At 38.1% G+C, this 15,763-nt stretch carries 9 protein-coding genes and 2 pseudogenes; 5 read left to right on the top strand and 6 right to left on the bottom strand.

The features are described 5' to 3' along the window. Positions 1 to 316 precede the first annotated feature (316 nt). The 5 genes and pseudogenes from GTH24_RS05270 (at position 317) to GTH24_RS22355 (ending at position 11,067) form a co-directional block, all read left to right on the top strand. Complete coding sequence (locus GTH24_RS05270) at positions 317 to 4,045, top strand: DUF4132 domain-containing protein (protein ID WP_164526032.1); 3,729 nt, start codon at positions 317 to 319, stop codon at positions 4,043 to 4,045. A 25-nt stretch (positions 4,046 to 4,070) separates the two neighbouring features. Beyond that, positions 4,071 to 5,180, top strand: coding sequence for an ATP-binding protein (locus GTH24_RS05265; protein ID WP_164526031.1), 1,110 nt, complete (start codon positions 4,071 to 4,073; stop codon positions 5,178 to 5,180). Between the two features lie 98 nt (positions 5,181 to 5,278). Then, a complete protein-coding gene (locus GTH24_RS05260) occupies positions 5,279 to 7,861 on the top strand; it encodes a DUF5682 family protein (protein WP_072070212.1) in 2,583 nt (860 codons plus the stop codon). Then, complete coding sequence (locus GTH24_RS05255) at positions 7,848 to 9,002, top strand: VWA domain-containing protein (protein WP_072070213.1); 1,155 nt, start codon at positions 7,848 to 7,850, stop codon at positions 9,000 to 9,002. The genes GTH24_RS05260 and GTH24_RS05255 overlap by 14 nt, the downstream gene beginning before the upstream one ends. Next, positions 8,999 to 11,067, top strand: a pseudogene (locus tag GTH24_RS22355) (SWIM zinc finger family protein). Before GTH24_RS05255 ends, GTH24_RS22355 begins: the two are co-directional and overlap by 4 nt. A gap of 69 nt (positions 11,068 to 11,136) precedes the next feature. On the opposite strand, the gene GTH24_RS05245 reads toward GTH24_RS22355, so the two are convergent. The 6 genes and pseudogenes from GTH24_RS05245 to pgm form a co-directional block, all read right to left on the bottom strand. Further along, positions 11,137 to 11,880: a type 2 GTP cyclohydrolase I gene (locus GTH24_RS05245; RefSeq protein ID WP_072070215.1), complete on the bottom strand. Its 744-nt coding sequence runs from the start codon at positions 11,878 to 11,880 to the stop codon at positions 11,137 to 11,139. A gap of 226 nt (positions 11,881 to 12,106) precedes the next feature. Further along, on the bottom strand, positions 12,107 to 12,313 hold the full coding sequence (locus GTH24_RS05240; RefSeq protein WP_072070216.1) for a YbfA family protein: 207 nt from the start codon (positions 12,311 to 12,313) through the stop codon (positions 12,107 to 12,109). Between the two features lie 336 nt (positions 12,314 to 12,649). Continuing rightward, positions 12,650 to 12,934, bottom strand: coding sequence for a NadS family protein (gene nadS / locus GTH24_RS05235; RefSeq protein WP_072070217.1), 285 nt, complete (start codon positions 12,932 to 12,934; stop codon positions 12,650 to 12,652). A 1-nt stretch (position 12,935) separates the two neighbouring features. Then, positions 12,936 to 13,269, bottom strand: a pseudogene (locus tag GTH24_RS05230) (type II toxin-antitoxin system RelE/ParE family toxin). A gap of 163 nt (positions 13,270 to 13,432) precedes the next feature. Continuing rightward, positions 13,433 to 13,915, bottom strand: coding sequence for a DUF1456 family protein (locus GTH24_RS05225; protein WP_072070218.1), 483 nt, complete (start codon positions 13,913 to 13,915; stop codon positions 13,433 to 13,435). A 141-nt stretch (positions 13,916 to 14,056) separates the two neighbouring features. Then, positions 14,057 to 15,697 carry a phosphoglucomutase (alpha-D-glucose-1,6-bisphosphate-dependent) gene (gene pgm, locus GTH24_RS05220; RefSeq protein ID WP_164526030.1) on the bottom strand — a complete coding sequence of 547 codons (1,641 nt, stop codon included), beginning with the start codon at positions 15,695 to 15,697 and terminating at the stop codon, positions 14,057 to 14,059. Between the last annotated feature and the right edge of the window lie 66 nt (positions 15,698 to 15,763).

The raw sequence follows: 15,763 nt of genomic DNA, 5'->3' as shown, positions 1-15,763 counted from the left end.
TGCTGTTAATTTTCAATCAATTTAGCTAAGGGTTAATGCTTACTTTATTAAACAGACAATTCTTAAATTTTTCAAACACCACAAAAAATGCCTTTATTATCACTTCTTCATTTTCAGCACTTTTTCCTGATATAGTGTTTTATATATTGCAGAATTGAATATTAATAAAGTTAGGTTAGCTTTTTTAGCGTTTATATCTATAAATTTAACAAATGATATATCTTGCCCATAATTCCAACTGTAATAATCAAATTGTTCGTTTCGCTATTTCATGGTAAAAAAAACTGTTTATCCATACATAGCTTAAGGAACTGGCGTGATAAAAAAAATCTTAGACATTTTTCCTATTTTTGGGAAAAAAGACGTCGATATTACTGAGAAATATCTCCAAGAATCTCTTGTACTGCTTGCTATATTTGATGAAGGATTACCTAAACGTGCATTAGATTATGTACTTACAGGTAAAAACCCTGAAATTCTTTTTGAATTAAATAAACTAGATGCAGCAAAAGCAGCCGTTTATTTTCATCGTGCAGGAACATTAGAGTGGTGGTATGCCAGTAATATTGATACAGGAAAATATAGTAAAGTTATCACCCAAGGTCTTAATGCCCGCCATAAGCTCTACTCTAAAGTTGGCGAAAGCTTTTCCTTAGAACAAGTTGCTCGTTATGCGAAAGTTATTGCAGCTGCATGCCAAGATATCAATATCAAAGTAACAACAACTGAAGTGCCAACTTGGGTTATTTACCTGTTAGTTGATGCGTTTTACACCACTTATGATAATGCACGTAATCTTAATTTAGAGCATCGTAAACATTGGAGCATGGAATTTATCGCCAAAATGGTCGAAGCAGAGGCCAATATTGTAGGCGAAAATGCATTATTCGCAGTATTCGATAGAAAAGATATCTCTGAATATTATGCTTCTAATCTTAAGCGTATTTATGAACTCCATGATTTAAAAGATTATCTACTTTCACATCAAGAGTTTATTAAAACAAATTTAATTGAAAAACTGTCAGCAAATGGTTTAGTTGAGCTAATTAACTATCTAAATAAAAATACGATATTACGCGATACCTTTGCAGATATTATTGTTTTACTTGCCACCAGCAATTTAAAAACAGTGAAAAAAGCCGCAGAACCTATTTTGAATACCTTACCGGCTAAAATTGTAAAAGAAAATTTAACCCATGTTTTAATGAATGGTACGCCAAAACAACGTACACAAGCAGCTGATTTATTTGCTCGCCAAGGTGAAAACCGTGATGTACTTGAAGAAGCTTTAAAACATGAAACCTCAAAAGCAGTCATCAAGAGCATTGAAAGTGCCCTACAACGTTTCAGCGTTGCTGATAACGCAAACACCGTTGATGCCATCGAAGCGCCTGATTTTACGCCATTAGAAGATACACCATTACCCGACAGTGCCCGTGATATTATGGTCAGTAACTTCAATGAGATGTTAGCTAAAGCGAAAGAAAATGCTGAACGCGAAATTGAAGAAAATAAAACATCGAAGCACTCTTATAATTGGGCACAACGTCATTATAAAGATTTATCTAAAATCGATGAAAAACAATGTCGTGCATTAGTTGATAAACTCAACAGCGGGCAAGGTACTATTCAGTCGAATGAAATCCTAATTATTAAACACAAAAATCGTATTCCTAATTTACCAGAATACACATTCTTCCATGCTGTACGTGTGATAACCAACAACCGCCAACATGCCGATCACTTTTCTTCTCACTACTTTAATGGCGATATTCCTGAGCGTTTATTTAATGATATTGAATTACGACAAGTTGAAAATGCATTAGAAAGATGTAGCTTCAAACGCGCAGCCCGTATCACCGCCGCACTATGCTTAGAATCTTATCAAGATGGCTTACGTCGTTTTCGTAAACCAGAACAAGTTTGGCCTTTTTTCTCTCAACACACTGATTATATTGCAGAAGCGCTAAACTTAATGCCAAACCAAAGCGAACATCGCTATCGCCAATTTGAAACATCACAAGGTATTGAAGTATTAGGTCGTTTCCCAACAATTCCGGCACAATTTGTTCCACGCATCATGGAATTGGCATTAGGTGAAAATAAAACACACCGCGTTTCTGCACAAAAATTATTAGAAACACTACCTAATATTCATTTAAGTGCACAAGAAGGATTAACCTCTAGTAAACAAGAGATCCGTGTTACAGCCATTGAATGGTTAGCTCGCTTAAATAATCCGGATTCCTTACCTGCACTTAATGCCTTATTGAAAAAAGAGAAACGCGAAGTAGTTCGAGCCTCTTTACTCACTGCATTAGAGCAATTAGGTGAAGACATTTCAGGCTACTTATCGCCAAAAACATTATTAGCAGAAGCTGAAAAAGGCCTTAAAGCCAAAGCACCAGCAAGCCTTGCTTGGTTTAATTTTGAGGCAATCCCTGCACTCACATGGGAAAATAAAAAAGCGGTTGATCCCGCGATTATCCGTTGGTGGATTATTCTGGCAGTAAAATTAAAAATGCCAGGAGGCAACGCGTTATTGCAACGTTATATCGGACTACTTTCTACCGATAGCCAACATAAACTTTCAAGCTTTATTCTACATACCTTCGTGGCTCAGGATATTAAAGGGCCATCACTGGAAGAAGCGATGGTAGAAGCACAACGTGAAGCGCCGGGGCGTTTAAGTAATTATCAAAACTGGGCTAAACGTTATCCTGAATATTATGCTAAATATGAAAATTTCACTTTAGAACAAGTGGTTGAAGAGATTAAAAACGAGGTATTACGTCGTTATTTAGGCTCAGCAATCAGTGATAAAGGTATGCTTGCGCTTATCTGCGGAATTGAAGGCCATGTTGCGGTATCTGTATTGCGCAACTATATGCGCGATCATTATCAGCGCCGTGCTCAAATTGAAGCGATGATTGATGCGGTTGCTTCAAGCAATGATCCTATTATTATTCAGCTTCTTCTTTCGTTATCTCGTCGCTATCGCACTGCATCGGTTCAGGAAAAGGCCCGTAATTTAGTTACGCAAATCGCAGAGCGTAATGGCTGGAGTGCTGATGAATTAGCCGATAGAACTATTCCAACCGCAGGTTTTGATGATACCGGAACATTAGTGCTGGAATATGGTGAGCGTATCTTTACCGCAAAAATGGATGCAAAACAAAAGCTTGTTCTATTTAATCCAGAAGGTAAAGAAGTTAAAGCGTTACCTGCCGCGCGCAAAAATGATGATGCAGAGCTGATTAAAGAAGCGAAAAAACTTTTCACTTCAAGTAAAAAAGAACTTAAACAAGTTATTGAATTACAAAGTGTACGTTTATATGAAGCCATGTGTGCTCAACGTCAGTGGTTAAGCGCAGATTGGCAGGAATATATTTTAGCTCATCCAATTATGCATAAATTAATTGAACAATTAGTTTGGCAGGAAGTGAAAGATGGCGAAGTGATCAATACGTTCCGCCCTTCTGATGATGGCGCATTACTTAACCTTGAAGATGACGAAGTCACTTTACAAAACGACTCATTTATTCAATTAGCCCACGCGGCATTAGTTAATGAAGATGAACGTAAAGCATGGATTGCTCATTTCAAAGATTACAAAGTGAAATTCTTGTTCTCACAAATGGAACATAAAATCCCTGAGTTAGATCTAAAACTGACTGAGATTGAAGATAGAAAAGGTTGGATCACTGATACCTTCACACTACGTGGCATTTTAACCAAAATGGGCTATCAACGTGGGCCAGCTGAAGATGGTGGTTCGTTCTCTCACTATTACAAATTCTTCTCTAGTTTAAACTACTATGTAAATATCGGTTTCAGTGGTAGCTATGTACCAGAAGAAAACATCCCTGCGGTCTTATTTGATTTAAGTTTTGAGAAAAATCAGCAAGATTACTGGGATCGCAATAATATTGAGCTAAAAGAAGTTCCGCCAATTTTATTAGCAGAAAGTTATGCTGATTATCTAAAAATCGCTGAAGCTTGTGCAGGATTCGATCCTGAATGGGAAAAGAAAACACCTTGGTAATAATTAGGGATAACTAGGAAAGAATATGGCTAAAAAAGCACCCACGGAACAACAAGCAATCAGGGAAAGTGCTGAGGTTCGATTTGCTCAAGAGCTAGAGCGTTTAACAAAAGCAGATGTTAATAATCCTAAACCACAAGGATGGCTTCGCTCTCCTCGTGCTGTACGCCAATTTATTTTAGGTGATGATGTGTTAGGTATCACGCCTAAATTTTTCGGCGACGATGCCTTGGTTGATCGCGCAATTGTCACATTATTAGGCAAGCAAGGTTTAATGCTAGTTGGTGAGCCAGGTACAGCAAAATCAATGCTCTCAGAGCTTTTTGCAGCCGCCATCAGTGGTGATTCAGGACTAACTATCCAAGGCACTGCCGGCACAACAGAAGATCATATTAAGTATTCTTGGAACTATGCATTGCTATTAGCAGAAGGCCCAACAGAACGCGCTTTAGTGGGATCACCACTTTATCAAGGTATGTTACAAGGTAAAATTGTTCGCTTTGAAGAGATAACCCGTTGCCCTCCTGAAATTCAGGATGTGCTGGTTTCCTTGATGTCAGAGAAACAATTGATGATCCCAGAAATGGGTGATGGTGCGCGTATTAGTGCAAAACCAGGATTTAACCTTATTGGTACAGCAAACTTACGTGATCGCGGTGTTCACGAGATGTCTGCCGCATTAAAGCGTCGTTTTAATTTCGAAACTGTAAAACCCATTCGTGATCCGGCATTTGAAATCAGCTTAATTCAATCACAGTTAGAAAATGAATTAGGCTCTTTAGCCAATGAAGTGACTGTACCTGCTGATGTAGTGGAATTACTGGTAACCACATTCCAAGAATTGCGTTCAGGTAATACACAAGATGGCGGTAATATCAAAACCCCTGATGCGGTTATGTCTACCGCAGAAGCTGTCAATATTGCTTATGCTTGTGCATTAGAAGCACATTACTTAGGTGATGGCGTAATGAATGCGGGTGCGATTGCGCGCCAATTAATCGGTGTTGTATTAAAAGATAATGCTGATGATATTAAACGTATTCGTTATTACATGGACAATGTAGCGAGAGAACGCGCAAGAAATAGTAAAGAGTGGAAAGCGTTCTTTGATGCATCAAAAGAGTTTTGGCAATAACACGCTGAGATTAATTGCTACAAAATAAATACGTTATTTATCAATTAAAGGCAGAGTTCACTGACTCTGCCTTTTCACCCAGAAAAGGGATCGACACGGTGACGCTACCTTCAATACCTTTGCCAGAAAGAATTGACCAAGCACGACTGAAATGGACGTCGTTACAGCAACAACATCTCTATTTTGCCCCTGTACGCCATCACAGCCCCGCTTGTGCTTATGCCGTCTTATCACTAATTGATTCGGTAAAGCCTGACTATATTTTAATTGAAGGCCCTGATACCTTTAATTCTCTTATTCCAAGCCTAATTGATAAAGATACCCTGCCTCCGGTGGCTATTATGGGGCAAGCAGAATATTTGCATAATGATGGTAACCAAGAAGAAAGAGAAAAATCACTGCACTCTGCCTATTTTCCATTTTGTGAATACTCACCTGAATGGCAAGCATTGCGAGGTGGTTTACGCATCAATGCAAAAACACGCTTTATCGATTTACCTTGGGCCGCTCAAGTTAATAACGAAGAGTATAGTGATTCACAAAGTCGTAGCTTACAAAAAGAACGTTATTTAGCCCATAGCCAATTTATTGCACAATTAGCCAAAAAATGTCATTGCCGTGATCATGATGATGTTTGGGAACATCTTTTTGAGCTACGCAATATTGAAGCTTTAGCAGATTGGCAAACACTCTTTAATGATACCTTTATTTGGTGTGCACTTGCGCGTCTTGATTATGAACCTGAAGTGCTTGAATCTGAAGGCTCTTCACAACGTGAAGCACATATGCTCACTCATATTCAAACCATCAAACAACAAGAGCCCAATGCCAAAATTTTAATCGTCACTGGGGGATTCCATACCCTTGCATTAATTGAAGGTCTAGCCGATCCACAATCTCAATCTTTCGCCATTTCTAGCACAGAACAAAAGCAATTCACTAAAATGCAAAAAATGGGTGAAAATGAACAAGCTTGGCTTATTCGCTACAGTTTTGACAGATTAGATGCACTTAATGGTTATGCTTCTGGTATGCCATCTCCAGCTTTTTATCAACAAGTTTGGCAAAGTTTGATGCAACAACATCATGATAAATTAGAGAATAATGATGTTGCAAAACAACCAACTCAAGTTTATCGCAATAAAATGGGGATTGCTTTTCTAAGCTCAGTAGCTCAGGCTATCAGAGAAAAACAATTTGATAATCCGCCTAGCTATTTAGCTGTAAAACTGGCGGCTGAACAGAGTTTACGTCTCGCTTTACTAAGAGATCATGCAGGTACAGGTCGCTATGATTTACTCGATGGTTTACAAAGTGCCTTTATTAAAGGCAGTTTAGATGATAGTCAAAACGAGTTGTGGACAGAAATTAAAACCTGTTTTTCCGGCTATCTCTTAGGTAAAATTCCATTAGGTACGGCAACCCCACCGTTGGTAAATGAAACCTATGAACGTGCTAGAGGTTTTCGTTTTAAACTTGATGATACATTAGCAAAAACCACTAAATGTGATGTTTACCGTAACCCGCAACATCGCTTAAGAAGTCGCTTTTTACATTTATTGGCTTTCTTAGAGATCCATTTTGCACACCGTGTAAATGGCCCTGATTTTCTTTCTGGTCATCAACTAGATCTGTTATTTGAAGAATGGCAATACGCTTGGACACCCAATGTAGAAGGTGAACTGATTTCATTATCTGAGAAAGGCTCACAACTTGAAGCTATCGCCCTAAGTAAGCTGTTATCAATGGAAAAACAGCTTGAAGAACAAGGGCAAAGCCGTTCAAGCCAGAGTGCGGTCACGTTATTAATCCAAGCAGCATTAATTGGCCTCCACCAGCGTATTCCATCACTCTTTAAACTATTAGATAACTATATTCAGCAAGATTTTCGTCTTGAGTCATTAACTCAATGTGGACATAAATTGATCCATTTATGGCGAGGTCGTCAATACCTTGATATTACCGATGAACTGGCACTGGAAAATCGACTACATCAAGTTATCCCTCAAGCATTTTTTTGCTTAGAACAACTCGCTCAAGGTGATGAACAACAACAAGAAAGCAATTTACAAGCGTTGCTCTCTTTACGTGAACTGATTGAATTTATGCCATCACTCAATAATCCACATGATTACAAAAGTGACTTCTATCAGCAACTCAATCGCCTTGATGGTCAACTAGATGCAGTGCCTTTATTAAAAGGTGCTGTTGATGCATTGCGCTATTTAGGCTCATACATTGATGAAACCACTCTAACAAACGCATTAAATGCCACGTTTAGTACCGGAAGTTCTCCTGAACAGGCTATTGGTTATTTTGTCGGAATTATGCGAACAGCACCAGAGCTTGTGATCCGCTTACCTTTATTGGTTGATCACTTAAATACCTTGTTACAACAATGGGATGAAGAACGTTTTATTCAGATCTTACCTGATCTGCGTTTTGCTTTTAGCCAACTTAATCCCAAGCAAAATGCAGAGCTTGCACAATATATTGCCAACGATATTGGTTTAGACACACAAGCGCTATCATTATGGCAGTCAGAATTTAGTGCTAAACAAATGATTGAAGCCACAAAACTCAATCAAAAACTGCAACAGCGTATAACGGAACAAGGCATGATTTCTTGGTTTGATACTAAGAAAGCAGAGAAAGGAGACAATGCCCATGAGTCAGCATAATGACGATATGCCAGAAGATAAAATACAACAAGCAAAACGCTGGCGCCTGATTTTAGGTCAATATGCGGATGATGCTCTGGGGCAAGCGACTTTTAATGCTGATGATTTAAAAGTTGAACGTACACTCGACTTCCTCTATCGCCGAGAATATCAGCGCCGAGGGCTTCGCCAAGAGCGAGGACGTCATGGTTCACTCGATGCATCGCAACTTACTGCGGTAAACTGGCTAAATCAAGCACGTAAGCTATTCCCTAATAGCACCTTTGAACGTATGCAATCACAAGCTATTGAACGTTATCAAATCAGTAGTTTTCTTAAAGATCCCAATACGTTAAAAGCAATGGAGCCTACAAAAGCCTTAGCCAAAACACTGTTAAGCTTGCGTGGGCGAATGAGCGAAGAAACACGAGATGCTGTTAAAACTATTATTCGCAAAGTAGTTGAAGACATTTTACGTCAGATTCGTAATAATTTTCGCCAATCATTAACGGGACGTCGTAATCGCTTTAGACGCTCTTTGGTGCCTAATAGTCGTAACTTTGATTGGCGCGCAACTATTGCCGCAAATTTAAAACATTACGATACCCAAAATCGTCGCTTAGTCATTGAAACACCTTATTTTAACTCACGGATGCAACAGCATTTTCCGTGGGATGTTATTCTCTGCGTTGACCAAAGTGCGTCAATGTCTAGTTCCATTATGTATGCGGCTGTTTGTGCCAGTATTTTAGCTTCATTGCCTGCCGTAAATGTCTCTTTAGTCGTTTTTGATACTCAAGTTGTCGATTTATCTCATTTAGCAGATGATCCTGTTGAGGTTTTAATGACCGTACAATTAGGAGGCGGTACAGATATTGCTGGTGCAATGCAATACTGTGAAAGTTTGATCAAAAACCCTAAACGTACAGTTATTTCACTGATCAGCGACTTTGAAGAAGGTGGCTCATTAAACCGCTTATTAGATTGCACACAACGCCTTAATAGCCAACAAGTTAAATTATTAGGGCTTGCGGCACTTGATGATGAAGCTCAACCTGTTTATGACTCTGCGATTGCACAAAAACTCGCGGATAGAGGTATGCAAGTTGCAGCCTTAACACCAGAACATTTCGCGCAATGGCTAGCAGAGGTAATGCAATGAGTTGGCAAACAGTTTACTTTCATTACGATGAAGATGCGCTAACAGTCTTTGCAAATGCTGGATTGTTAAGACGCGCAAAAAAAGATGTTGATAACGAAAAAGTTTCACTCACTGATGCCAATACAGGGCAGTTTAGTAGTGATGGACAAAATGTTGTTTTACACGAAGCGGGTATTCAACAAGCAAGTTGCGATTGTTCTGCTTCTGGTTGCTGTAAGCATATTTTAGCTGCTGTTTTGTGGCTCCAAGCTAGTAATGTCGATCATTCAAACAGCGATAATAGTATTGAAACATCATCAGAAACTATTAATGAATCTGTTGAAATCACGCCATTGTTACCCACTTTATTTACACTTGATCCTGAACTACTGATCAAGAAAGCAGGTAAACCTGCGTGTCGAACAGCGATTAAATTAATTGAGCAATGGGAAAATATAACGTTCAATCTAGAAGACACTGGAACTCAGTTAAAAATTCAACTTCCTGATGTGAATGAACCTGTTATTTTCTTACAAGCGAGTGGTTATGATGGCATGTTATCGCCTTTTTCTGACTCACAGAAAAAAGCCTTTCATCTCGCTGTCGTGGCTAAATTATTTGAGCAACACTCGAAGCCTTGGACGTGGCCTGAAAATTTAATTGCGGTGCAATCTTCTAAACGTCCTCTGAATGATGAAGAAATAGCTCTAATTAAGACCATCGAACTCTTCATTTATGATTTATTACGTCAAGGGCTATCACATATTAGCTTAAGCAGTGCAACACAGTTGCACTTATTAAATATGTCCGCCCGAGCGGAAGGTTTGCCTCGTTTAGCATCTTATTTACGAACATTAAGTACTCAAGTTAAACTGTTAGCAGAAAGACATTTCACCATGGATGAAAGCAGTGTCTTGCGTTTATTAGCCCATATTTCTGCCTATCTATTCCAATTATCTAATGCAACACCAGAACAGCTAAAAGTGTTACGAGGACAACTTCGTCGTCAATATGACGATAAAAAAACGAGTCTCTCGCTTATTCCAATTGGTGCAAATTGGTGGACAGCACAAAGTGGCGCATTAGGAGCAACATTTACCTTTTGGGATAGTGAAGAAAACAGCTATTACAAGCAACACAAGCTCGCCCTAATCAGCTAGATACCTTATTTAATCGTTATGGTGTTTGGAACAGTTTGTCATTATGGAAACAAACTGCGGATAAATTAATGCGTCGTCCTTTTTTATTACAAGAGCCTCGTATTTCTGATGAAGGAAAGCTTGCCACCATTGGTGATAGTTTTGCTCAAAATCAAGCGGATTTTCTTGGTATTACAGACTATAACAATTTACAAACTGAGCTAGGCATCAATAATTGGCAAGATTTACCCGATTACTTCGCCCATCAAACAGAAGGATTTCTCTCCCCTCTTGTTCTGCATATCAAAAACTACAAACCTTTAATTTGGTATGAGGTAGAGCAATGTGTAATTTGGGAAGTATCCGATAATCATGAAAACTCAGCATTCTTGCGCCTTTATTGGGAAGGAACAACACAAAATAATCTAGAAGAGTTGCGCTTTCTTACCAAAAAAGAGTTAGAAATTGTCGCAATCACAGTACAACCCGTTCGACGCGATCTCAATATAGACTTATTGCCAACGACCATTTGGATCAATACAGAAAAAGGCATTGAACTGTTTTATCTCGATTTTGACCAATTTCCACGTAAGAAAAAACAATCAGGCTTTATTAGCCGTATTCAAGAATATATGGCTAAACGTAAGCAACAAACAGCAATGCATCACAGTGAGCCGACCTTGGCACAAAAATTCTGTCGTCCTATTTTGTCAGTATTAGAAGCCCAAGCATGTACTGGACGGGAGTTACTCTCTGAAATGCAAAAAGAGCAATTAGAAATAAGCAAACACACCGCAGATGATTTAGGAATGACATTAATTGCTGATCAATTAGCTTATTATTTGACATTAACTTCCCGTGACTCACGGGCGTTATTACAGTTAATTTGGCTATGCGATAACCTGCAACAATTGCAGAGTCCGTTACCTATTCAGCTTAACGAGTAATTAGTATTAACAAAAAAAGCTATCTCTCAAATTAAAGAGAGATAGCTTTTAAGATAACAATAAATGGGTTTACGCTGGATTATCAATATCAACAAATGTCACATCTAAATGATGTGTTTGAGCCAGCCATTCACCTAATGCTTTAATGCCATAACGCTCTGTTGCATGGTGCCCCGCAGCAAAGAAATGAACCCCCATTTCTCTTGCGATATGAATGGTCTGTTCTGAGACTTCGCCTGTCACAAAAGCATCTACACCATGCTCTGCTGCATCTTGAATAAAACCTTGTCCGCCTCCTGTACACCAAGCAATAGTACGAATAGTATCAGATGCATTATCACCGCAATGTAATACATTGCGTTGTAATGATTTTTCTAAACGTGCTTTTAATTCAAGCGGTGCTAAAGGTAAATCAAATACACCTTTAGGCACTAAAGGCATGATTTCACCTTCAACTTTAATACCCATTTTTAATGCTAATTGAGCATTGTTACCTAGGATTGGGTGCGCATCTAATGGCAAGTGATAACCAAAAAGATTAATGTCATTGCAAAGTAATGTCTTTAAGCGGTTACGCTTCATTGAGCGAATAACAACTGGCTCATTTTTCCAAAAATAGCCATGGTGAACTAAAATCGCATCCGCATTTAATCGTACCGCTTCATCAAGTAATGCTTGGCTAGCGGTCACTCCCGTTATTATTTTTTGAATATGAGGGCGCCCTTCGACTTGAAGGCCATTAGGTGCATAATCTTGAAAATTTTCAATGCTTAGTTTCTCATTAATCACTCGTTCCAGATCAGTGTTTTTCATTTCATTCATCTCCCTGTTATCACGAATGCCACTATTTATATAACAATCTAATAAATAGCAATAGGTTAAAAGCACCCGTTTAAGTAAACCATTATTCTTTATTGTAACGTAAAATTTGCGAATTATTTGAAGTTAAGAAAAAACGAGAAGGTAGCATTGCTAAAATGCTTAAAAAAGAGAGGATAAAAATAACGCCTACATATGTAGGCGTTATTTTGATGTTCTGTTATTTGTGGCTATTTAATGCCACTTCTGATTTTGCCAGCCAAACTGGTTTATCACTTGTTTTAGACCATACACGATGTATATAGCTATAAAATTGTGCGCGTTTAGGATGAAAAACCATAACAGGAAATGCCGCAACACCTAGCGCAACAGCACCAGTACGACGGGCTAAAACATGTTTTTTTGTATATTCGTTATAAGCTGGCATAGTGCTCTCCTGTATAGAGATTAATTTGATGTTGAAATTTTACCTCATTTGATGAAATTTTACTACTGATCAGACCACTCAATTCGTGCGAAAAATCACCTTTATTTTGCTTGATATGTAATTAAATTTCAGAATAGAAACAAAAATGAAACATAAATAACATAATTGTTAACAAAATAAGATCGGTGTTTTTACTTAACTGAATGAGTAGTAAATAATTTCGAGAATAAATTATCAAAAAAGAAAAAAATCAAACCAGTGAGGAGATATGAGATATTCTAAAATAAGGGTTTACTACCAAATAAAACAAATTTAGCAGTAAAAAAGTTAAAGAAGTTAGATACTAGCTAACTCTTTAAATAAGCTAGGATTGTTATGAATTGCGATAAGCACTTTTGCGGTAAGCCCTGTTGGATTACGTCTTTTCAGTTCCCAACTTTTGACTGTATCAACACTAATCCCCAGCGCATTTGCAAACTCGCTTTGTGAAACGTTAAGTTGTTTTCTAATTGCTTTTACATCAGCAACTTCAAAACGAGTAACTTTCGATGCCTTTTTATCGCCATTTTTAATTTCTACGGCTTCTTCTAAAGAGGCTTTTAAATCATTGAAGAAACTCATATCACATTTCGCCTTTAAGTCGTTTTGTGAGTTTTTTTAACTCAATCTTTTCTAGAGCAGTTAAACTCACTTTTACTCTTTTTGGGTACGCCATAACTAAATAGATAACTTTTTTAGTTGCTAAAAAATAAATAACTCTAGCACTTGCACTTTTTTCCTTGGTTACCTACCGCCATTCTTATTTTACGTAACCCGCCAGTTCCTTGAATTAGATCGCCTTTATCAGGTCTACCTATCAGTTCATTTTGAAGTGTTCGTATTTCTTCATCTGTAGCTAATAACTTGATTTGCTGAGTAAATATTGACGTTTCAATAAATTCTATTGCATGACTCATTAAGTTCCCTTTCTAATCTGTCACCTTGAAGCGTACAATGTACACCATAAAAATTAAAGATTAAATACGAGTTCTCGTACTACAGAGCGTTTTAAAAAAATCCCTCTATTAATAAACTGGGGTCAGTTCATTAAAGAGGGAATAATTATTAATTAAGATTTGTTTATTTCTTAACTGCTTTACCTTTACCACGTAGGGTTTCGGTTAATCCTTTAAGAAAATATCTTACTAGCTGATCACCACAGTTACGGTAGTTTTTATGTCCTGGCTTACGAAATACAGCACTTAATTCAGGCTTAGAAACACGGAAGTCAGCAAGCTCATAAATTTTTAGAATATCCACATCTTTGAGTTCAAAAGCGACACGTAATTTTTTCAAGATAATGTTATTTGTAATACGCTTTTCAACTTCAGGTGCTGGGAAGTTTTCATCTTTTCCGCGACGATAAAAAATTAGACCATTTAAAAAATGCCCCATTGCATTATCGTCACACTCGACAAATTCAGGTTCATCATCTTTTTTCAACCAACTATTAACTAATTCTTTCGTAACGGTGTAATCAGCTAGCTTCATGATCTCAACCATATGTGCATCACTGAGATCCAGCATGTAACGTACACTGCGTAAAACAAAATTATTTTGCATTGATTATCCACTCTATTTTTAATTCTAAATCAACCTCAATGATGGATATCAATGCTGTGATCTAAAAATATTTAATGATTAAAAAAATACACTCTACCTTTTGGTAGAGTGTATTCTATATAAATAGCTTATTACACTAACTTATTTGTTAGCAAAGACATTATTTACTATTTCAATGGCTTCTTTTTCAATTAACTCACGATGCTCAGGACCACGGAAGCTTTCGCAGTAAATTTTATACGCTTCTTCAGTGCCTGATGGACGAGCCGCAAACCAGCCGTAATCTGTCATCACTTTTAAACCACCAATAGAGGCACCATTACCTGAAGCATGTGTTAAACGAGCCGTAATTGGGTCGCCCGCTAAGGTGCTTGCTGTTACCATTTCTGGTGATAAACGTGACAGCAATGCTTTTTGTTCATGGGTTGCTGATGCTTGAATACGATTATAGCTTGGTGAACCAAAACGCTGCGCTAGTTCATTGTAATGCTCTTGTGGATCTTTGCCTGTGACTGCTTTCATTTCAGCAGCTAACAAACATAAAATGATACCGTCTTTATCGGTTGACCATGGTTTACCGTTAAAACGCAAGAAAGATGCCCCTGCACTCTCTTCACCACCAAAGCCAAATTCACCACTAAATAAGCCTTGAACAAACCATTTAAAACCAACTGGCACTTCAACTAGCTCACGACCTAAGTCAGCTACAACACGGTCAATCATTGCACTTGAAACCAGTGTTTTACCTACTTTTACATCTTTAGCCCATTGTGGACGATGACGGAAAAGATAGTTAATCGCAGCTGCTAAATAGTGGTTTGGGTTCATTAAACCTGACGGCGTCACAATACCATGACGGTCATAATCAGGATCGTTGGCAAATGCTAAGTCAAATTTATCACGCAATTGTAATAAACCTTCCATTGCCCATGGTGATGAACAGTCCATACGAATAACGCCATCATGATCAAGAGTCATAAAACGGAATGTCTGATCGACTTGATCGTTAACCAATTCAAGATCAAGACCATAATACTCACCAATGCGTTTCCAGTACTCGATACCGGAACCACCTAATGGGTCAACACCTAATTTTAAGCCTGCTTTCTTAATGGCTTCCATATCAACAACGTCACCTAACGCTTTGACATAAGGCATAATTAAGTCTTGAGCTTCAATATAACCACTCACCAATGCTTCATCATAAGAAAGACGTTTGATCCCTGCTAAATTATTTTCAAGCAGTTCATTAGCACGTTTTTCAATAACAGACGTTAAATCGGTATCAGCAGGTCCACCGTTTGATGGGTTATATTTAATACCGCCATCTTCAGGGGGGTTATGTGATGGAGTGATCACAATACCATCAGCAATATCTTGATGTACATTGTTGTAAGTCAAAATAGAAAAAGAGACCGCTGGCGTCGGTGTATAACCATTATTTTCTTGGATAATCACGTTCACTTTATTAGCAGCGAGTACTTCTAAAACAGAAATAAATGCAGGCTCTGACAGTCCATGGGTATCTTTACCCACGTAACATGGCCCTGTTACTCCATTTTTTGCGCGTACTTCAGCAATAGCTTGTGCAATTGCCAAAATATGGGCTTCATTGAAGCTATGGCGATTTGCACTTCCGCGATGGCCAGATGTACCGAACTTCACACGATGAGCATTAATGCTAGCTTGTGGTTTAAGTGAATAATATTGCGACGTTAATTGCGCCACATTAATCAGATCACTTTGGTGAGTATGCTGCCCTGCTCTTGGATGAATTGCCACAAATCTTCTCCTATTTGACATCACAAGCACGCTTTAAACAAAAGCCTTTGCAATGCATCAATTAAC

The organism is Proteus vulgaris, from assembly GCF_011045815.1.
Classification (GTDB): Bacteria; Pseudomonadota; Gammaproteobacteria; order Enterobacterales; family Enterobacteriaceae; genus Proteus; species Proteus vulgaris_B.
The sequence above is the reverse complement of the archived record's forward strand: the minus strand, read 5'-3'. Positions and strand labels throughout refer to the sequence as shown.

Coding starts and splice junctions, on each gene's coding strand:
- GTH24_RS05265 (WP_164526031.1), top strand. CDS start 4,071: ATGGCTAAAAAAGCACCCACGGAACAACAAGCAATCAGGGAAAGTGCT.
- GTH24_RS05255 (WP_072070213.1), top strand. CDS start 7,848: ATGAGTCAGCATAATGACGATATGCCAGAAGATAAAATACAACAAGCA.
- GTH24_RS05245 (WP_072070215.1), bottom strand. CDS start 11,880: ATGAAAAACACTGATCTGGAACGAGTGATTAATGAGAAACTAAGCATT.
- GTH24_RS05240 (WP_072070216.1), bottom strand. CDS start 12,313: ATGCCAGCTTATAACGAATATACAAAAAAACATGTTTTAGCCCGTCGT.
- nadS (WP_072070217.1), bottom strand. CDS start 12,934: ATGAGTTTCTTCAATGATTTAAAAGCCTCTTTAGAAGAAGCCGTAGAA.
- GTH24_RS05225 (WP_072070218.1), bottom strand. CDS start 13,915: ATGCAAAATAATTTTGTTTTACGCAGTGTACGTTACATGCTGGATCTC.